This is a genomic window from Microbacterium sp. NPDC056052 (genome assembly GCF_042266785.1).
Lineage (GTDB): Bacteria > Actinomycetota > Actinomycetes > Actinomycetales > Microbacteriaceae > Microbacterium.
Genome location: NZ_JBHJWV010000003.1, coordinates 1 through 17,756 on the forward strand (window position 1 = coordinate 1; position 17,756 = coordinate 17,756).

Annotated in this window: 17 protein-coding genes; 9 read left to right on the top strand and 8 right to left on the bottom strand. The window is 69.5% G+C overall.

Annotated features, from left to right (window positions below; all coding sequences use genetic code 11):
- Positions 1-294 precede the first annotated feature (294 nt).
- Both ACFC1J_RS06600 and ACFC1J_RS06605 read right to left on the bottom strand, forming a co-directional pair.
- Complete coding sequence (locus tag ACFC1J_RS06600) at positions 295-699, bottom strand: nuclear transport factor 2 family protein (RefSeq protein ID WP_375903654.1); 405 nt, start codon at positions 697-699, stop codon at positions 295-297.
- A 299-nt stretch (positions 700-998) separates the two neighbouring features.
- The gene (locus ACFC1J_RS06605) at positions 999-1,634 is read right to left on the bottom strand and encodes a hypothetical protein (RefSeq protein ID WP_375903656.1); all 636 of its coding nucleotides are present in this window, start codon (positions 1,632-1,634) and stop codon (positions 999-1,001) included.
- Between the two features lie 22 nt (positions 1,635-1,656).
- On the opposite strand from ACFC1J_RS06605, the gene ACFC1J_RS06610 reads away from it, so the two are divergent.
- Together ACFC1J_RS06610 and ACFC1J_RS06615 are read left to right on the top strand one after the other, a co-directional pair.
- Positions 1,657-1,791 carry a hypothetical protein gene (locus ACFC1J_RS06610; RefSeq protein WP_375903657.1) on the top strand — a complete coding sequence of 45 codons (135 nt, stop codon included), beginning with the start codon at positions 1,657-1,659 and terminating at the stop codon, positions 1,789-1,791.
- A 253-nt stretch (positions 1,792-2,044) separates the two neighbouring features.
- Complete coding sequence (locus ACFC1J_RS06615) at positions 2,045-2,878, top strand: helix-turn-helix domain-containing protein (RefSeq protein ID WP_375903659.1); 834 nt, start codon at positions 2,045-2,047, stop codon at positions 2,876-2,878.
- 41 nt (positions 2,879-2,919) lie between these two features.
- Here ACFC1J_RS06615 and ACFC1J_RS06620 read toward each other — a convergent pair whose 3' ends face one another.
- Positions 2,920-3,243, bottom strand: coding sequence for an SOS response-associated peptidase family protein (locus tag ACFC1J_RS06620; protein ID WP_375903661.1), 324 nt, complete (start codon positions 3,241-3,243; stop codon positions 2,920-2,922).
- Positions 3,244-3,438: 195 nt separating this feature from the next.
- Here ACFC1J_RS06620 and ACFC1J_RS06625 point away from each other — a divergent pair, with 195 nt between their 5' ends.
- Entirely contained in the window at positions 3,439-3,987 is a 549-nt protein-coding gene (locus tag ACFC1J_RS06625; RefSeq protein ID WP_375903662.1) for an RBBP9/YdeN family alpha/beta hydrolase, read from the top strand.
- Between the two features lie 367 nt (positions 3,988-4,354).
- On the opposite strand, the gene ACFC1J_RS06630 is transcribed toward ACFC1J_RS06625, so the two are convergent.
- Positions 4,355-6,124 carry an acetyl/propionyl/methylcrotonyl-CoA carboxylase subunit alpha gene (locus tag ACFC1J_RS06630; RefSeq protein ID WP_375903664.1) on the bottom strand — a complete coding sequence of 590 codons (1,770 nt, stop codon included), beginning with the start codon at positions 6,122-6,124 and terminating at the stop codon, positions 4,355-4,357.
- Between the two features lie 106 nt (positions 6,125-6,230).
- Positions 6,231-6,890: a Maf family protein gene (locus ACFC1J_RS06635; protein ID WP_375903666.1), complete on the bottom strand. Its 660-nt coding sequence runs from the start codon at positions 6,888-6,890 to the stop codon at positions 6,231-6,233.
- Between the two features lie 78 nt (positions 6,891-6,968).
- On the opposite strand from ACFC1J_RS06635, the gene ACFC1J_RS06640 reads away from it, so the two are divergent.
- The 4 genes from ACFC1J_RS06640 to ACFC1J_RS06655 all read left to right on the top strand — a co-directional run bounded on the left by ACFC1J_RS06640 (position 6,969) and on the right by ACFC1J_RS06655 (position 11,280).
- Positions 6,969-8,243, top strand: coding sequence for a class I SAM-dependent RNA methyltransferase (locus ACFC1J_RS06640; RefSeq protein ID WP_375903668.1), 1,275 nt, complete (start codon positions 6,969-6,971; stop codon positions 8,241-8,243).
- A 72-nt stretch (positions 8,244-8,315) separates the two neighbouring features.
- Positions 8,316-8,981: a response regulator gene (locus ACFC1J_RS06645; RefSeq protein ID WP_375903670.1), complete on the top strand. Its 666-nt coding sequence runs from the start codon at positions 8,316-8,318 to the stop codon at positions 8,979-8,981.
- Positions 8,982-9,049: 68 nt separating this feature from the next.
- A complete protein-coding gene (locus tag ACFC1J_RS06650; protein WP_375903672.1) occupies positions 9,050-10,276 on the top strand; it encodes a sensor histidine kinase in 1,227 nt (408 codons plus the stop codon).
- Positions 10,273-11,280, top strand: a complete 1,008-nt coding sequence (locus ACFC1J_RS06655) for a hypothetical protein (RefSeq protein ID WP_375903674.1) — start codon at positions 10,273-10,275, stop codon at positions 11,278-11,280. The genes ACFC1J_RS06650 and ACFC1J_RS06655 overlap by 4 nt, the downstream gene beginning before the upstream one ends.
- Before the next feature lie 337 nt (positions 11,281-11,617).
- Here the strand turns inward: ACFC1J_RS06655 and ACFC1J_RS06660 are convergent, their stop codons facing one another.
- Together ACFC1J_RS06660 and ACFC1J_RS06665 are read right to left on the bottom strand one after the other, a co-directional pair.
- On the bottom strand, positions 11,618-11,839 hold the full coding sequence (locus ACFC1J_RS06660) for an acyl-CoA carboxylase subunit epsilon (RefSeq protein WP_375903676.1): 222 nt from the start codon (positions 11,837-11,839) through the stop codon (positions 11,618-11,620).
- Positions 11,836-13,425: an acyl-CoA carboxylase subunit beta gene (locus ACFC1J_RS06665; protein WP_375903678.1), complete on the bottom strand. Its 1,590-nt coding sequence runs from the start codon at positions 13,423-13,425 to the stop codon at positions 11,836-11,838. Before ACFC1J_RS06665 ends, ACFC1J_RS06660 begins: the two co-directional genes overlap by 4 nt.
- A gap of 137 nt (positions 13,426-13,562) precedes the next feature.
- On the opposite strand from ACFC1J_RS06665, the gene ACFC1J_RS06670 reads away from it, so the two are divergent.
- Positions 13,563-14,330 carry a biotin--[acetyl-CoA-carboxylase] ligase gene (locus tag ACFC1J_RS06670; protein ID WP_375903680.1) on the top strand — a complete coding sequence of 256 codons (768 nt, stop codon included), beginning with the start codon at positions 13,563-13,565 and terminating at the stop codon, positions 14,328-14,330.
- Positions 14,331-14,373: 43 nt separating this feature from the next.
- Here ACFC1J_RS06670 and ACFC1J_RS06675 read toward each other — a convergent pair whose 3' ends face one another.
- Complete coding sequence (locus ACFC1J_RS06675; protein WP_375903682.1) at positions 14,374-15,738, bottom strand: hypothetical protein; 1,365 nt, start codon at positions 15,736-15,738, stop codon at positions 14,374-14,376.
- A gap of 109 nt (positions 15,739-15,847) precedes the next feature.
- On the opposite strand from ACFC1J_RS06675, the gene ACFC1J_RS06680 reads away from it, so the two are divergent.
- Positions 15,848-17,671: an ABC-F family ATP-binding cassette domain-containing protein gene (locus tag ACFC1J_RS06680; RefSeq protein ID WP_375903684.1), complete on the top strand. Its 1,824-nt coding sequence runs from the start codon at positions 15,848-15,850 to the stop codon at positions 17,669-17,671.
- Positions 17,672-17,756 lie beyond the last annotated feature (85 nt).

Genomic DNA, 17,756 nt, shown 5'->3' on the forward strand with positions numbered 1-17,756 from the left:
GCTCTGCAACTCCTCGAACAACGCGAAGAAGGCTGCCTTCTCCTCGACCGTGTACCTCTGCCGACTTCGACGCTCGTCCATAGTGGTCGTCACAATTCCCTGGAAGATCAGGTGTTGCGACGACCACTAGAACTCAAGGAAGAGAAGCGGGGGCGGTTTCGTCGTTGGTGCCGCGGTCAGACGCGGCGGACGGAGAGCAGTTGGTAGCCCTCGGGGATCTTCACCTCCAGGGCTGCCACATCACGCGGACCAATCTTGTCAGAGCCTAGACGGCGAGTTCGTCCGGCACAGGCGTTAGTGGAGCGTCGTGGCGTTTCCGCGCCCAACTACGTACGCGACCATGGCGGAGTCAAGGTAGGCGCGGACCTCGACGATCTGGTCTTCGTCGAATCGGCAGACCCAGCAGTAGCGGTTGTCGAAGGGCACGCCTTCGAGGGTTGTGGCGTTGGCTCGGAGTTCGACAATGCCGTACTCGCCGGCGTCGTGGAATTGTTCGACATGGAGTGTGAGGCCATCTCGCATCAGTCCGGGCAGGACCGCGAAAGTGGCGTCGAAGAAGGCATGCTTCGTGCGGTACAGCCCGGCGAGCGGGTGCGTGCCCATCACGGTCCATTGGACGGTGTCGGAGACGTGGTCGAAGAATTTCGGGGCGGTATCCTCGGAGCCAAGGAAGGCGAAGAGTTCAGTACGGTTTGTCATCGGAGTGTCCTTCTGGTCGTTACCACTGTGGTGGCGGCCCCCACGGCTGGGGGCGTGTGGGCCGCCTGTTTGCTTCCCTGGGATGGGGAGACAAAGCGAGCAACGCGAGGCTGGGAGCTCGCGTTTGCTCGTCTGTGGGTTCTTCAGGCTCATCTATCAAGTCCCCAGGTGGGCGAGCCCGAAGAGCGGCGGCGAGAAGCGTGAACGTCCGAACTCGGCAGGGGCGGCCATCCTGCTCCGGACATAGGCCGACCGCTGGCAGAGCACACACCCGTCTCTCTGCCGGTGTCCTGAGTTGGTCAGGTCAGGTAGGTGAAGTTCTGGTAGTTGTGGTCGTTCGGGCCGTAGTTGTTCCCGGTATCCGTTTCCGTCCAGCCTGCAGCCGTGGCAGTGGTGGAGAGCCCGCCGGCGCTTCGCGGCTGATTGGTCACGGTGACCGGAGGCGCGAGGTTCGAGGCGGTCTGGATGTTCGCGATGGGCAGGGCGTGCACAGTGTAGTTGAAGGTCACGGTCAACGAGCCGCCCGGTGGGATCGCGGACGGGAGCACGAACGCGTACTGGTCGACCGTGAGATATCCGCCCTCGTATGCCGCGTACTCGAAAGGGTCCGGTCCCAGCTGGAATGAGCTGGAGAACGCGTAGTTGAATCCGGGGGTGACATTGGTGAGGTTCGTGTCGCGGTTCGGCAGATCCATGAACGAGAACAGGGTGTTCGGCCCCGTCGACAGTCCGAGCTGCGCGGAGTCGTGGTACCCGATCGAGAGCACAATTCCGTCGGCGGGGAAAGGCACTGTGCTGGTCGGATCGTTCGTGATCGTGAAGCCCACCTGATAGGTGACCGTCGTGCCCGTACCTCCACTGTCGAGCGTGGGGCGGTAGGTCGGCTGCTCTGTGCCGTTGATCGTCATGGTCACGGGTGCGTCCGACGCGCTCACCACACTCATCGGAAGGGCGACGATGTCAACCATCCGCACCGGCGCCGGTGCGGATGCCGCACGCGCCGGCACGGCAACCGCCGCTGCGATGACCGGAACCGACCAGGCTGCTGCCTTCGTCACCGATCGCCGGGAGACCCTCTGCGAGACGTCCTGATTTTCATTCCCCATGTGCGTTCTTTCTCTCCGCGAACGCACCGACCCCCACGGCCTGTGCGCATGCCCTCAATGGGCAGAAGGCCACTTTGCATACCGTGTTCATGGAGGCGCGGGATGTCTTGCAAACCTCGCCAACGAAGAGCAAAATCACGACACGGATCAGATGGTGGCCCGGGTTCGCGCCGTCGATCGGGAACTGCACGCACACAGGGCTGCGAACCGCGTGATGGAATCCGGATTAGGTGGTCTCAATGGATATGGATCTACCCCGCGATATCGTCGCCCCACCCGGTGTAATCATCGACTTCGTCTCAGCGCCCTACGAAGGCGTGCGGAGCTATTTCCTGCACACGAGAGCCTCACGGTTGACGATCCATCTCGATTCTTCGAACGACTACGTGATCCTGCCCAGCCGAGGCGAAGCCACAGTCCAATACCAGGGGCGTTCGACGACGGTCAGCCGCGACCAGGTCGCCGTCTTCGTTGTTTCCACGGGTAACGTCAGCGTCACGACCAGAGGTATGGAAGCGCTACTCGTCATTGCCGAGGGTGGCAACCCGGACATCCGCGCCCTCGCCGCTGTGTTGGGCCTCGAGTTCGCACCGATCGTCCTCACAGACCTGCTTTGGGGCGACGTCGCCGCGCTCGGAGCGGCCGTCACCCGTCGCTCCCCGGAACTTCCTGAGGCTCAGCGCCATGCACAAGCGAGGTTCCTCGAAGAGCTGTACAGGCGGACCGCGGCCCTCACTGTGGGCCAGCTCACGCGCGAATACCGTCGAAGCATTCACGACCGCGCCCTCGACATCGTCGAAGTGAGCGCGCACAACCCCACTCTCAACACCCAGAAGATCGCGGACATGCTCGGCATCTCCGCCCGAAGCCTGCAACGCAAATTCACCGGCATAAGCCTCACCGAACACATCAGACGCCGCCGCGTCGAACTCGCACTAGCCCTCGCCCGCACCCGCGAAGGCAAAGACATGACCCTCACCCAACTCGCCCGCGCCGCCGGCTTCGCGGACACCCGGGCCCTGCGCCGCGCCCTCGCCGCCAGTGCGGATTCAATCCTCCACCGAGAGGGGTAGCCCGTTCCCCGCAACACAGGTCCCGCGGCGTGACCGGTGAGTCAGCCAGCGGGCTCGACAACCGTCGGGTCGAACGGGTCGACGATGCGGGTGTTGTTAACCTTCCGGTCGACGACGTACTGCTCAATCGTGGAGGCGGCCGCTGTGGAGGATCCGTCGAGGAGGGCGAGCATGTTCTCCCGGCCGCCGCGGTCGAGGTTCGCTGGCTCGAGCCATGCGTCCATCGCGTCGGGGGTGAGGAACGCGGGCATGCGGTCGTGGACCTCGCCTCCGGCGTGGCGGGCTTCGCGGGTGACGACGACGAAGCAACGGGGTCTTCTCGCCGCGCACGTCCATTTGACCAGGTGCGGCGAGCAGCGCGTCACCGTGGAGGTAGTCCGGGATCTTCAACCGCTAAAGTCCATCGACGCCGTGCGCCCGCAGGCGGACGCACGGCTTCGTGTCCAGGGGATGTCAGCAAACGACCTGACGATCGAGGTAGCCCTCAATATCACGCAGATCCGTAAGTGGTTGGCGATGGCGGATGGAATGGCGCAGCCTCGGTCAGGGTTGCCGTGATCATGAGCATCGAACGCGTCGTTATCCTCCATGGTTATGGGGCGTCTCCGGGCGACCATTGGTTCGGCTGGGTTGCTGATCGGTTGCGTGCTGAGGGCCTGGACGTGCACGTTCCAGCGCTTCCCGAATCTGGAAGTCCGGACCGTGACGTGTGGACTGACGCGGCGCGTCACGCGATCGGGGAGCCGGGGCCGAGTACCGCCGTCGTCGCGCACAGCCTGGGTGCGATAACTGCCCTTCGAGCGCTCGCGGACACCGACGGCGATATTGGTGCTTTCGTCGCCGTCGCAGGGTTCGTGAATCCGTTGCCGGCGCTACCCGAACTGGATGCTTTCACCAGGGACCCGATTGACCTCAAGCGCCTGGTGCCTCGTCTGCATCGTCGCTCCGTTGTCTTGTCCGACAATGACTCGGTGGTCCCCACGGAGATGACGATCGCGTTGGGCCGGTACCTGCAGGCCGGGGTTGTCGAGGTGCCTGGCGCAGGGCATTTCCTCGCCGCTGAGGGCGTGTCGACGTTGCCGCAGGTGCTCCCGCTCCTCTTGGGGTGAAGCCGCGAGGCGTCCCCGTGCTTCCCTGCGATTGCGGGCTGGCGCGCGCGGTCTTGTCCGAAGGGGTGCGTAACGTCCGTGCATGACGAACCCCAGTGTTCCCGACGCGGTTCCGTACGGAAGAGCAGGCCTGTGATCCTGCAGCTCACGGTCGCCGAGGTCGCAGCATCTGCGCGGCGACACCAAGTCGCGGTGCGGGTCGCGCTCGAAGGCGGCCGGCTTCACGGGGCCCAACGTGTGTGCTGTCAACTGAGTGCGCGGTATCAGGTCTACATCGCGAACTGACGCGGAGACGACGAAGAAGCGGCGCCCCCGTCCGGGAGCGCCGCTTCTTGGTGCTGCGGCCCTTCGCGGGCCGAGGGGTGCGTCAGCTGATCGTGAGGAGCTGGTGGCCGGCCGACACGGTCGCGCCGGCGTCGGCGTTGATGTTGCCGATGACGCCGTCCTTGTGCGCCTGCAGCGGCTGCTCCATCTTCATCGCCTCGAGCACGACCACGAGATCGCCCTTGACGACCTGCTGGCCCTCCTCGACAGCGATCTTGACGACCGTGGCCTGCATCGGCGACTTCACCGCATCGCCGGACGCGCCCGCGTTCACGGTCTTGGCGTGACTGCGCCGCGACGGCGGCACCGCGGCGGGACGCCCGCCCGTGCCCACGACGGAGGCGGCGACGCGGTCGGGCAGGCTGACCTCGAGGCGCTTGCCGGCGACCTCGACGACGACCGTGTGCCGGCCCTTGGGCTCGGAGGAGGCCTCCAGCTCGCCGTCCCAGGCGGGGATGTCGTTGACGAACTCGGTCTCGATCCAGCGCGTGTAGACGCCGAACCGGCCGTCCTCGGCGGTGAAGGCGGGGTCGTTCACGACCTTGCGGTGGAACGGCAGCACGGTCGGCAGGCCGGAGACCTCGAACTCGTCGAGCGCGCGCCGGGAGCGCTCGAGCGCCTCTGCACGGTCCTTGCCGGTGACGATGATCTTCGCGAGCAGCGAGTCGAACGCGCCGGAGACGACATCGCCCGCGGTCACGCCGGAGTCCAGGCGCAGGCCGGGACCGCCGAACGTCTTGAAGACGTGGACCGGACCGGGCTGCGGCAGGAAGCCGCGGCCCGGGTCCTCGCCGTTGATGCGGAACTCGATCGAGTGGCCCTGCGGGGCGGGGTCGTCGTAGTCGATGGTGCCGCCGGCGGCGATGCGGAACTGCTCGCGGACGAGGTCGATGCCGGTGACCTCCTCGGAGACCGGGTGCTCGACCTGCAGGCGGGTGTTGACCTCGAGGAAGGACACGGTGCCGTCGGCGCCGATGAGGAACTCGCAGGTTCCGGCGCCGACGTAGCCGACCTCCTTGAGGATGGCCTTGGACGCCGAGTACAGCAGGGCGTTCTGCTCGTCGGTGAGGAACGGCGCCGGCGCCTCCTCGACGAGCTTCTGGTGGCGGCGCTGCAGCGAGCAGTCGCGCGTCGAGATGACGACCACGTTGCCCTCGGCGTCGGCGAGGCACTGCGTCTCGACGTGGCGCGGCTTGTCGAGGTACTTCTCCACGAAGCACTCTCCCCGACCGAAAGCGGTGACGGCCTCGCGCGTCGCGGATTCGAACAGCTCGGCGACCTCGTCGAGCTCGCGCGCGACCTTGAGGCCGCGCCCACCGCCGCCGTAGGCGGCCTTGATCGCGATGGGCAGGCCCACCTTCTCGGCGAACGCGACCACCTCGGCGGCCGTCTCCACCGGGCCAGGGGTGCCGGGGGCGAGCGGCGCGCCCACCTTCTCGGCGACGTGGCGCGCGGTGACCTTGTCACCCAGGGCCTCGATGGCCTCGGGGGAGGGGCCGATCCACACCATGCCCGCGCCGATCACGGCTCGGGCGAACGCGGCGTTCTCGGCGAGGAAGCCGTAGCCGGGGTGCACGGCGTCGGCCCCGGCGCGGCGGGCCACCGACAGGATCTTGTCGATCTGCAGGTAGGTGTCGGCGCTCGTGGCCCCGTCGAGGGCGTAGGCCTCGTCGGCGAGGCGCGTGTGCATGGCGTCGCGGTCCTGGTCCGCGTACACGGCGACGGAGGAGAGACCGGAGTCGCGCGCGGCGCGGATGATGCGGACGGCGATCTCGCCGCGGTTGGCGACGAGCACCTTGGCGATGTCAGGCATGAATGTCAGCCTATCGACAGCGCGGCCGATATTTTTGACGACTCTCCACAAGAATCGGCGCGGAACGCGTCCCGGATCCTACGAAGCGGGTCCTCGGGGAGCTGGCTCAGGAAGACGGCGGCACCGCGTTCCACAGGTCGGTCCAGCGGATCCCGAGCCGTCCGGCGAGATGCCGGAGGGTGGACAGGGACATGCCGACGACCGTAGAGGGATCGCCGTCCACCCGCTCGATGAAGGCGCCGCCCAGGCTGTCCACGGTGAAGGCGCCCGCCACGAGCAGGGGCTCCCCGGTGGCGACGTACCGGTCGAGCTCGGCGTCGTCGATGTCCGCGGCGAACGTCACGGCGGCCTCCGCGACCGCGTGCGCCTCCTCGGCGGGCGCGCCGGGGCGCACCAGGATGACGCTGTGCCCGGAGTGCAGCACGCCGGTGCGGCCGCGCATGGCGTGCCAGCGCGCGAGCGCCCGCTCCGGCGTGTGCGGCTTGCCGTGCACCTCGCCGTCGAGCTCGAACATCGAGTCGCCGCCGATCACGATCCCCTCGAACTCGGGATGCGCGTCAGGGATCCGCGCGGCGACGTCCGCGGCCTTCGCGCGCCCGAGCAGCAGCACGACCTCCTCCGGTGCGAGCTTCCGGCCGAGCCGCTCCGCTTCGGCGGCGGCGACCGCGTCCTCGTCCACATCGGGGCTCAGGCACAGCGGTTCGATACCGCTCTGCCTGAGGAGAGCGAGTCGGGCGGGCGAGGTGGAGGCGAGGCACACGCGCATGGGTCAACGCTAGCGGTGCGCCGCCGTCGGATCCGGATCCGGCGGCGGGCGGGCTCCGAGGTCTGGGATGATCGAGGGGTGACCGATTCCCACGCGTCCGAGGGCGCCCTTCTCGACCTCGACGTGACCGCCATCGCGCACGGCGGCGTCTTCATCGCCCGGCACGAGGGGCGCGTGGTGTTCGTCTCGGATGCGATCCCCGGCGAACGCGTGCGCGCGCGGCTGACCGACCCTTCGGCCGGCTCAGGGGTCGACGCCGCCGACACGCGCTCGTTCTGGCGGGCCGAGACCGTCGAGGTGCTCGACGCCTCGGAGCATCGGCGCCCGCACGTGTGGCCGGAGGCCGACGTGTCGCGCGTGCCGGAGCAGCGGCCGGGCGGCGCCGACCTCGGGCACATCGAGATCGCGCACCAGCGCGTGCTCAAGCGCCGGGTGCTGCAGGAGGCTCTGGACCGCTTCGCCGGGGGAGGGATCGACGCCCCGGAGGTCGAGGCCACGGGAACCGACGAGAACTGGCGCACCCGGGTCACCCTGCACGTGGACGACGAGGGGCGCATCGGCCCCTTCGCCGCGCGCAGTCACCGCGTGGTGCCGGTCGCCGAGCACGTGCTCGCCCGGCCCGCGATCGATGCGGCGGCGCGCGAGCTGCGCGGGCTGCCGGAAGGCCGGATCGAGCTCGTCGAACCCGCAGACGGCGAGGTGCGCCGCGTGCTGCGCACCGAGGCCGAGCGCGTCGCGCACGGAGCCAGGGGCCGTCGCGGGCCGCGGCGCCCCGCTCCCGAGACCATCGTCGAGCGCGTCGGAGAGCGCTCCTTCACGCTCGACGCCGACGGCTTCTGGCAGATCCACCCCGCCGCCGCCAGGCTCCTGGACGGGGCCGTCGCCGAGCTGCTCGACGGGCAGGTCGATCCGGACGCTGCGCACCTCGACCTCTACGGCGGTGTCGGCCTGTTCTCGGCCACCCTGGCCCGGCTCGGCGCGCGACGGATCACGACCGTCGAATCCTCCGCTCGCGCCACCCGGCATGCGGCCGCGAATTTGCGCGACCTCGGCGTCCAGGCGGTCACCGCGCGCGTGGACCGCTTCCTGCGTGCGGACGGCGCCGCCTCCGGGGGCCTCGCCGGCGGCGCCGTGATCCTGGATCCGCCCCGTTCCGGCGCCGGACGGGCCGTCGTCGAGGACGTCGCCGCACTGGATCCGGCCGCGATCGCCTACGTGGCCTGCGACCCGGTCGCGCTCGCCCGGGATCTCGCCACGTTCCGTGGTCTGGGATACGAGCCGCGGGCCCTCCGCGCCTTCGACCTGTTCCCGCACTCGCACCACCTGGAGACGGTGGCCCTGCTCTCACGGTGAGCCGCGGCGGGAGGATCGCCCGCGGTGAAGGAGCGAGCGTGGACCCGCCGGGCCACGGGATAGGGTGAGACCGTGAGCAGTGTAGCCCTGATCGACGACCACGAGTCCGTTCGTCTGGGACTCGCCGCCGCGCTCGAGCGGGCGTCCTTCGACGTCGTCTTCGCGGGCGCCGGCGTGGCAGAGTACCTCGATGCGCGAAGCCACGCGGGCAGTGCTCCCGCCGACGTCGTCGTTCTCGATCTCACCCTGGGCGACGGCACGACGGTGACCGAGAACGTCACCCGGCTCGTCGTCGACGGATCCAGCGTGGTCATCCACAGCGTGGCCGACCGCCCGGTGTCGGTGCGCGAGGCGCTCGCGGCGGGAGCCGCGGGGGTCATCAGCAAGTCCTCGCCGCTGGACGACGTGATCGCCGCCGTGCGCACGGTCGCGCGGGGCGAGGCCCTCAACAACGTGGAGTGGGCGAACGCGGTCGACGGCGACACCGCGTTCGCGGACGCGCAGCTTTCCACCCGAGAGCGCGAGGTCCTCCGCCTGTACGCGACGGGCCTGCCGCTCAAGGTCGTCGCGGAGCGGCTCGGCGTGGCCTATTCGACGGCCAAGGAGAACATCACCCGCATCAGGGTCAAGTACGTCGAGGTCGGACGCCCGGCGCCCACGAAGGTCGACCTGCTGCGGCGCGCGATGGAGGACGGCATCGTGGAGACGGCGCAGGAGGATCCGCAGGGTGTCTCCTGAACCGCGCGGGCGCCGCGGCGCACCGGCCGAGGCGAGCGTGATGCCGCCGCGGCCGAGGGGCTGAGCGCGTGTCGGCGGATCACGGTCTCAGAGAGGCGTGGGAGAAGATCCCCACGCCCGGCGAGGTCGGGCAGGAGTTGGAGCGTTTCGCCGGACGGCGGATGGAGCGCATCATCGCGATCGTCGTCGGGGTCGGCGCGCTCGCGCTCGGAACCCAGGCGCTGGTGAACGCACTCATCAAGATGCGGGTCGTCGATGCGCCGCACGTCACGATGATGGCGCTGGTGTTCGTGCCGTGGCTCGCGATGCTGGTGTGCTGCACGCTCGGGCGCGGGGTGCGCCTTACGGCGGGGATCTTCTTCGTCGCGTACCTCATCGACCTCCTGCTGTGGCCGTTCGTGGCGACCCACAGGAACCTCGACCCCTCGGATCAGCCGTGGATCTTCTTCCTCGTCAACGTGGCCGGCGTCGCGGCGGTCGTCGCATTCCCCCTCGGCGTGCAGGTCGCGTGGGCGCTCGTCGGCCCGTTCATCTACGGCGCCGTCCGGCTCGTGCAGGGCGACTTCGGAGCGGACTTCTGGATCGTCACGGCGTTCGACGTGTCCTTCACGCTGATCCTCGGGCTCGTGCTGGTCGCGCTGGGCTGGATGTTCCGTTCGGTCGCGAACGGCGTCGACGACGCCCGCGGTCGCGCGGTCGCGCTCTACACCGAGGCCGCGTCCGCCGAGGCGGTCGAGCACGAGCGCGTCGCCGTGGCAGCGCTCATGCACGACAGCGTGCTCGCCGCGCTGATCGCGGCCGAGCGCGCAGGCACCGACCGGGAGCGCGCCCTCGCCATGGACATGGCGAGGGAGGCACTGACCCGCCTCGCGAATGCGGAGGCGCCGGCGCAGGAGGGCAGCGACGAGCCGGTGGAGGTCGAGCTGCTCGCTGAGGATCTGCGCCGCGCCGTGACGCAGATGGGCCTGACGATCGAGGTGGAGCAGTTCGGCCACGGCGCCGTCCCCGACCGCGTCGCCCGTGCGATGGCCCTCGCCGCGCGGCAGGCGATCGGCAACGCGGTCGCGCACGCCTCTGCGCGCGGGCTCGCCGTGGTCGTCGAAGGGCACGGCGACACGGGGCTCACCGTCAAGGTCAGCGACACCGGCCACGGGTTCGACCCGGCGCAGGTCGGTGCGGACCGGCTCGGGATCCGCGCCTCGATCCTGGCCAGGATGGCGGCGGTCGGCGGCAGCGCCACGATCGACTCCGACCGTCGCGGCACGATCGTCACGATGGGCTGGTCGCGGATATGAGGCTCACCGTCCGCATCGTCGCGACCGGGCTCGCGCTCGTTTTCGCCTGCTACTTCTCGGCACGGGCGCTGTGGTGGACCTCGCCGCCGCCGCGTCCGCTGCTGGTGCTGCTCGCCGTGGCGATCTACCTCGCGTCCTTCGCGGTGATCGCCATCGTCGGCGCCGCTCGCGCGGTGAAGATGCCGCGCTGGGCCGCCGCCCTGGCGCTCGCCTCCACGGTCGCGATCCCGCAGCTGAGCAATCTCGGCCTTGATTCCGGCGCGCTGCGCGCCCCCTACGCCACCTGGTACATCGGCTCCGTGGGGTTGATCGGTGTGGTCTGCATCGTGCGCCGCCGCCCGCTCGCCGGATGGCTGGTGCTGCTCCTGCTCACGATCGCGTCGACCTTGTGGATCGGTTTCCTGGACGCGCTCGGCCTCGGGCTGGTCGGATCGACCGTGTGGATGGTGATCGCCCAACTGCTGGTCGCCTTCTGGCGACGCGCGGTGCAGGACACCGATCGACTGGCAGGGATCCAGCAGGCGGCGTCGGCCTGGCAGGCGACGCAGATCGTCCGCCAGCGCGAGCGCCGCGAACGCGTCCAGTACGCGCTCGCGGTCGCCGGGCCGATCCTCGCCAGGGTCATCGCGACCCGGGGCGATCTGTCCGTCGAGGAGCGGCAGGAGGCGCATCTGTCCGAGGGGCGGCTCCGCGACGAGATCCGCGGTGGAGAGCTGCTCAACGAGCGTGCCCGCGCGGCGATCGAGACGGCGCGCGCGAGGGGCGCCACCGTGACCGTGTTCGACGATGGCGGGCTGGAGGGCCTCGACGAGCAGGCCAAGGGCCTGATCCGCGAGGAGCTGGCGGATGTGCTCGCGGACTCGTCCTCCGCGCGGCTGATCATCCGCGCCCCGAAGGACGCGCGCATCGCGGTGACCGTGGTCGGACGCTCCGCCGCGGGGGAGTCCTCGGACGAGGACTCCGTCGAGCTGTGGCACGAGATCCCGCGCTCGCGCGGGGAGTGATCCTTCCGCGAAGGCCCGCTCTTCGCGAGGAACGGGAGCCCGCTCTGTTCGTGAGGAAGAGGCCCCCTCTCTCCGTGAGGAGGAAGAGAGGGCGAGGGGCGGCGAAGCCGCCCGCCCCTCGCCAGGCGCGGAACAGTTACCCGAAAACTGCCCGCAGAGACCGGAGATCGTCTGCCTACCCTGTGGCAGAGATCCGGTCGAACGCGAAGCGTTGCAAGAAAGAGTCTTCCGGGTTGCAAGAGGGATGTCTGTAGGTATTTTGGGGGACAAATCCGGACGGAGGTGAATATCCCCGTCGGAGGCCCGAGAAGCCCGGTCGCCGGCGTGCAGGGCGCGGTCAGCCGGAGAAGCGGCCCCAGGGGATGTCCCGGCGCAGCGGCGCCCTGAGGGCGCGCTGCGTGCGGCCCCAGGCCGACACCGGCTTCTCGGCGGCCACGGCATCCGCCTCCTCCGCCACGAAGGCTTCGGAGAGCACGGCGATGAGCGCCGCGAGCTCCTCCTCGGAGGCCGAGCCGCGCAACACCTGGATCTCGACCGCCCCGTCGTCCTCCGCGCTCACAGCGGGATGTTCCCGTGCTTCTTCGGGGGCAGCTCCGCGCGCTTGCCGCGCAGCGCCCGCAGCGCCTTCGCGATCGAGACGCGCGTGTTGGCCGGCTCGATGACGCCGTCGATCTCGCCGCGCTCGGCGGCCAGGAACGGGCTGGTGACGTTGTAGGTGTACTCGTTGGCGAGGCGGGTGCGGACGGCGGCGACGTCCTCGCCGGCCTCCTCCGCGCGCTTGATCTCACCGCGGTAGAGGATGTTCACGGCGCCCTGGCCGCCCATGACGGCGATCTCGGCCGTGGGCCAGGCCAGGTTCACGTCCGCCCCGAGCTGCTTGGAGCCCATCACGATGTAGGCGCCGCCGTAGGCCTTGCGCAGGATCACGGTCACGAGGGGCACCGTGGCCTCGGCGTAGGCGTAGATGAGCTTGGCGCCGCGGCGGATCACGCCGGTCCACTCCTGGTCGGTGCCGGGCAGGTAGCCCGGCACGTCCACGAGCGTGACGATCGGGATGGAGAAGGCGTCGCAGAACCGCACGAAGCGGCTGGCCTTCTCTCCGGCCTCGATGTTGAGCGTGCCCGCCATCTGCGAGGGCTGGTTGGCGATGATGCCGACCGAGCGGCCCTCGACGCGGCCGAAGCCGATCACGATGTTCGGTGCGAACAGCGGCTGCACCTCGAGGAACTCGCCGTCGTCGACGACGTGTTCGATGACGGCGTGGATGTCGTAGGGCTGGTTCGCGGAGTCCGGGATCAGCGTGTTGAGCGTGCGATCCGCATCGGTCGTCTCGAACTCGAAGTCGTTGGAGTACGACGGCAGCTCCGCCATGTTGTTGTCCGGCAGGAAGCCGAGGAGCGTCCGTGCGTAGTCGATCGCGTCGTCCTCGTCCTCGGCGAGGTAGTGCGCGACGCCGGAGCGGGTGTTGTGCGTGTACGCGCCGCCGAGCTCCTCCATCCCGACGTCCTCGCCGGTGACGGTCTTGATGACGTCGGGGCCGGTCACGAACATCTGGCTGGTCTTGTCGACCATGATCACGAAGTCGGTCAGGGCGGGGCCGTACACCGCGCCGCCCGCGGCCGGGCCCATGATGATCGAGATCTGCGGGATCACACCGGAGGAGCGGGTGTTCGCGCGGAAGATCTCGCCGTACTTGCTGAGCGCGAGCACGCCCTCCTGGATGCGGGCGCCACCCGAGTCGAGGATGCCGATGATGGGCACGCCGCTGCGCAGCGCGAACTCCATGATCTTGATGATCTTGTCGCCGGAGACCTCTCCGAGCGAGCCGCCGAAGGTCGTGAAGTCCTGCGAGTAGACCGCGATGGTGCGGCCGTTGATCGTGCCGACGCCGGTGACGACGGAGTCGCCGTACGGCCGGTTCCTGTCCATGCCGAACGCGGTCGTGCGGTGCCGCACGTACTCGTCGAACTCGACGAAGCTGCCGGGGTCCACGAGCAGCTCGATGCGCTCGCGGGCGGTCATCTTGCCTTTGGCGTGCTGCTTCTCCTTGGCCTTCGCCTCGGCCGCGACGACGGCCTCGTCGTAGCGGGCGCGGAGGTCGGCGATCTTGCCGGCGGTCGTATAGAGGTCAGGCGTGTCCGTCACGGTTTCCACATTAGCGCCGGGGCCCGGGGGTCCGTTGGATGAGAGGCACAACACCGGAGCGGGATCCTCTGTGCGGACCCTCTGACCGTCGGCGGCCGTCCTCGTCCTCCGCCGGACCCCGCGGATAGGGTGACCGGATGAGCTTCCCGCACAGCACCGCGGCCGCCGCACGCCTCGAGGTCGTCGTCTCCACCGGATCCACGAACGCCGATCTGCGCGCGCATGCGGATGACGGGGACGGCTGGCTCCACCTGTCCGCGATCCTCACCGAGGACCAGGTCGCCGGCCGTGGTCGCCTCGACCGCGTGTGGACGGCGCCGGCCGGATCCGCGCTGGCCCTGTCCGTGCTGCTGCGCGTGCCGCGGGTTCCCCTCGCCGAACGCGGCTGGATCCCGCTCGCCGCGGGCCTCGCGATGGCCGACGCGATCGCCGCTCAGCTGCCCGAGCGGGGCGTGGGCGTGAAGTGGCCGAACGACGTGCTGGTGGGCGACCGCAAGATCTGCGGCATCCTCGCCGAGGCCACCGGATCCGACGTCGTGATCGTCGGGTCCGGCGTGAACACCGCGATGACGGCCGAGCAGCTCCCGGTCGAGACCGCGACCTCGTTCGCCGTGGAGGGCGCGCAGGCCGACTCGGACCTGCTCGTCGCCGGCTACCTGGCCCGGCTGGACGGGTGGATCGAGGGGCTCGTGGAGCACGGCTCGGCGGTCGCGAGCGGTCTGCGCGACGCCGTGGCGGCGCGCTGCCTCACGCTCGGCCGGACGGTGCGCGTGATGCTCCCCGGCGGCGCCGATCTGGTCGGCGAGGCGTCGGGGCTCGGCGCGGACGGCTGCCTGATCGTCAGCGCCGAGGGGGCGGAGCACCGCATCGCCGCCGGCGACATCGTGCACCTGCGCCTGGCCTGAGCGGTGCACGGACGAAGGCGGCGCTCGCCCTCGGCCCGATCGGTCATCGTCGCAGGGAGAGTAGTTCCGTGCACGAGAGGTCGAGGGAGCGCCAGGGCGCCACAGGCAGCGAGACGGTCTCGGGCGGCCTGGTCGACCCGCATTGATCCATGGCGGCGCGGACGGCCTCCGGCCATTCCGGCACCGTCCCCCGCAAGGACAGTGTGTGGAGGTCGCCGTGCCACATAGTGGCGACGACGGCGATGCAGCAGACCGCGGCGAATGCGGTCGTGATCGCCGCGGTCGCGGTGCGCCTGGCCTGAGGGGTCGGCTCTCGGGTGCGGGACACCAGGATCGCCGCGGCCAGTGGGATCACGGCGCTCAAGAGCATGCCGGACGGCACCCCGTAGCGGATGTTCACTGTGAGAGTGTCGATGTGGTCGAGACCGAACTCGGCGTAGCGGAACGCGTCCTGGCTGTTCGCCCAGACGCTGCCGGTGTACGTCGCAGCCGACCCGAGAAGCAGGGTGACCGTGAGAAGACGCTGCTTCGGGGTGCCCTTCCACAGCGCGACCCACGTCGCCGCGGCGACAGGGACGAGGATCGCCCACGCGACGAGCAGCCCCGAGGAGTGGATGAGCGCCCGCACGGCGACCGGGTCCGCCTGGGCCAGCGGGATGACCGTGTTGACCATCCAACCGAGGAAGGTCGATCCGATGCTCAACGGGCCCTCACCCGGCGGGCGTGCGACGAGGACAGCGGTGACGATCTGCCAGACCGAGCCGGTGAGGAAGGCGGCGAAGATCGGGAAGGCGCGCGCTTCCGTGCGCCGCATGCGGAAGGGGATCAACCAGAAGAAGAAGGCGCATTGGATCTCGGTCATCACGAGCAGAAACGCGATGGCGGCCCAGGCGACACTGCTGCTCCACCGCCGCGGGCGATACAGCAGCAGCCACGGCATGATCCACAGGGCGTAGACGTGGAGATCCGCGAGATTGCCGATCGTCTCCTGGGCGGCGAGGGGGAGCAGCACAGTGATCGCTGCCAGAGTCGCCCGGGCCGGTAGCCAGGGCAGCAGGTCCCGGGACAGCCAGAACACGGCTGCTGCGGCTGCACCGACCAACACCGAGCAGATCGCGAAGACCAGCATCGGGTAGCGCGCGATGTCGAAGAACGGGAAGATCGCCGCCATCACGAGGCGGGGGAGCAGATGCTGATAGCCCGCGTAGCCGTGCACGATGACGCTCCACGCACCGTCGCGGATCGCCTCATCGAGGAAGATGTTCGCGTCCTCGGCCCAGGGGCGACGGCGGTGATCGGGCGGGACGCGCACCCAGGTCGTCCACGCGCCGGCGACGATGATGGTGACGACCGCCGCCCACTCGATCCACGAGCGCGCGTGTGCCCGCGCGCGGTGCGGTAGGTCCATCCCGCTCCCTCGAAAGCCTGTGATCGGTCGTGCCCGACGTTACCGTAGAGCCGCGCCCGCAGATCGTGGAGGGAGGAGCACCGGTCGGTTCCGTACGCTAGGAACCGACATGGCACATCTCCTCGGGGCCGAAGGCCTCCATCTCGAGTTCCCCACCCGGATCGTCTTCGACTCCGTCACCCTCGGCATCGAAGAGGGGGATCGGATCGGGATCGTCGGCCGCAACGGCGACGGCAAGTCCAGCCTGCTCGCGATGCTCGCCGGACGCCTGGAGCCCGACGCCGGGCGCGTGACCGTGCGCGGCGGCACCACGATCGGGGTTCTCGACCAGGCCGACGTGCTCGACGACGCCCTCACGGTGGGCGGGGCGATCGTCGGCGATACCCCAGAGCACGAGTGGGCGGGGGATCCGAAGGTCCGCGACGTGATCGACGGCCTCGTGAGCGATCTGGACTGGAACGCCTCCGTCGCCGACCTCTCCGGCGGCCAGCGCCGTCGCGTCTCGCTGGCGAAGCTGCTCGTCGGGGACTGGGATGTGGTCGCGCTCGACGAGCCCACCAACCACCTCGACGTGGAGGCGATCGGCTGGCTCGCCGAGCACCTGAAGAAGCGCTGGTCTGCGAACCAGGGCGCGCTCATGGTCGTGACGCACGATCGCTGGTTCCTGGACGAGGTGTGCACGGAGACCTGGGAGGTGCACGACCGGATCGTCGAGCCCTTCGAGGGCGGCTACGCGGCGTACATCCTGCAGCGCGTCGAGCGCGACCGGATGTCGGCGGCGACCGAGGCGAAGCGGCAGAACCTCGCGCGCAAGGAGCTCGCCTGGCTGCGCCGCGGCGCCCCCGCGCGCACGTCGAAGCCGAAGTTCCGCATCGATGCGGCGAACGAGCTCATCTCCGACGTGCCGGAGATCCGCGACCGCATCGGCTTGCAGTCGCTCGCGGTCTCGCGGCTCGGCAAGGACGTCGTCGATCTCATCGACGCGGGCGTCACCTTCCCCGCCTCCGCATCGACCCCGGAGCGCGAAGTGCTGCGCGACGTCGAGTGGCGGATCGCGCCGGGGGAGCGCACCGGCATCCTCGGCGTCAACGGCGCGGGCAAGTCGACCCTGCTCGGCCTCGTCGCCGGGACTCTGGCTCCCACGAGCGGCCGGGTCAAGCACGGCAAGACCGTGCAGGTGCGGACGCTCACCCAGCGCCTGGACGAGTTGCAGGACGTCTGGGACGAGCCGGTGCGCATCGTGATCGGGCGGCTGCGCACGACCTATACGTTCGGGACCGGATCCAAGGCGGCCGAGCTGACGCCGGGGCAGCTGCTGGAGAGGCTCGGCTTCTCCTCGGCGCAGCTCTCCACGCCCGTCAAGGACCTCTCGGGCGGCCAGCAGCGCCGACTGCAGCTGCTACTCGTGCTGCTCGATCAGCCCAACGTGATGATCCTCGACGAGCCCACGAACGACATGGACACCGACATGCTCGCGGCGATCGAGGATCTGCTCGACTCCTGGCCGGGCACCCTTCTCGTCGTGAGCCACGACCGCTACTTCCTGGAGCGGGTGACCGATCAGCAGTACGCGATCCTGGACCGGCGCCTCAGGCACCTGCCGGGCGGGGTGGACGAGTATCTGCGGCTGCGCGCGCTCGAGCAGACGCATCAGAAGGCCCCTGCGGCAGGATCCGCCTCCGCGTCAGCACCGGCGGCCGAGTCCGCCCTGAGCGGCGCCGATCGTCGCACGGCCGAGAAGGAGCTGACAGCCCTGGAACGCCGCATGCAGAAGCTGGCCGAGCAGATCGACCGCGCCAAGCACGCCCTCGCCGACCACGATCAGTCCGACTACGCGGGCCTCGGCGAGAAGATGAAGGAGATCTCCGCGCGGGAGGCCGAGGTCGAGGAGCTCGAGCTGCGCTGGTTCGAACTCACCGAGCAACTGGGCTGAGCACCGATGGATCCGCAGGGCGGCCCCGAAAGGGGAGGATTCGTCGCGCAATCCATTCAGTTGCGTCTCATGCAACGAGTGTTGC

Excerpts from the sequence above, each read along its gene's own strand:
- ACFC1J_RS06600 (WP_375903654.1), bottom strand. The coding sequence starts at position 699 with ATGACAAACCGTACTGAACTCTTCGCCTTCCTTGGCTCCGAGGATACC.
- ACFC1J_RS06610 (WP_375903657.1), top strand. The coding sequence starts at position 1,657 with ATGTCAACCATCCGCACCGGCGCCGGTGCGGATGCCGCACGCGCCGGC.
- ACFC1J_RS06615 (WP_375903659.1), top strand. The coding sequence starts at position 2,045 with ATGGATATGGATCTACCCCGCGATATCGTCGCCCCACCCGGTGTAATC.
- ACFC1J_RS06625 (WP_375903662.1), top strand. The coding sequence starts at position 3,439 with ATGAGCATCGAACGCGTCGTTATCCTCCATGGTTATGGGGCGTCTCCG.
- ACFC1J_RS06630 (WP_375903664.1), bottom strand. The coding sequence starts at position 6,124 with ATGCCTGACATCGCCAAGGTGCTCGTCGCCAACCGCGGCGAGATCGCC.
- ACFC1J_RS06635 (WP_375903666.1), bottom strand. The coding sequence starts at position 6,890 with ATGCGCGTGTGCCTCGCCTCCACCTCGCCCGCCCGACTCGCTCTCCTC.
- ACFC1J_RS06655 (WP_375903674.1), top strand. The coding sequence starts at position 10,273 with ATGAGGCTCACCGTCCGCATCGTCGCGACCGGGCTCGCGCTCGTTTTC.
- ACFC1J_RS06670 (WP_375903680.1), top strand. The coding sequence starts at position 13,563 with ATGAGCTTCCCGCACAGCACCGCGGCCGCCGCACGCCTCGAGGTCGTC.
- ACFC1J_RS06675 (WP_375903682.1), bottom strand. The coding sequence starts at position 15,738 with ATGGACCTACCGCACCGCGCGCGGGCACACGCGCGCTCGTGGATCGAG.
- ACFC1J_RS06680 (WP_375903684.1), top strand. The coding sequence starts at position 15,848 with ATGGCACATCTCCTCGGGGCCGAAGGCCTCCATCTCGAGTTCCCCACC.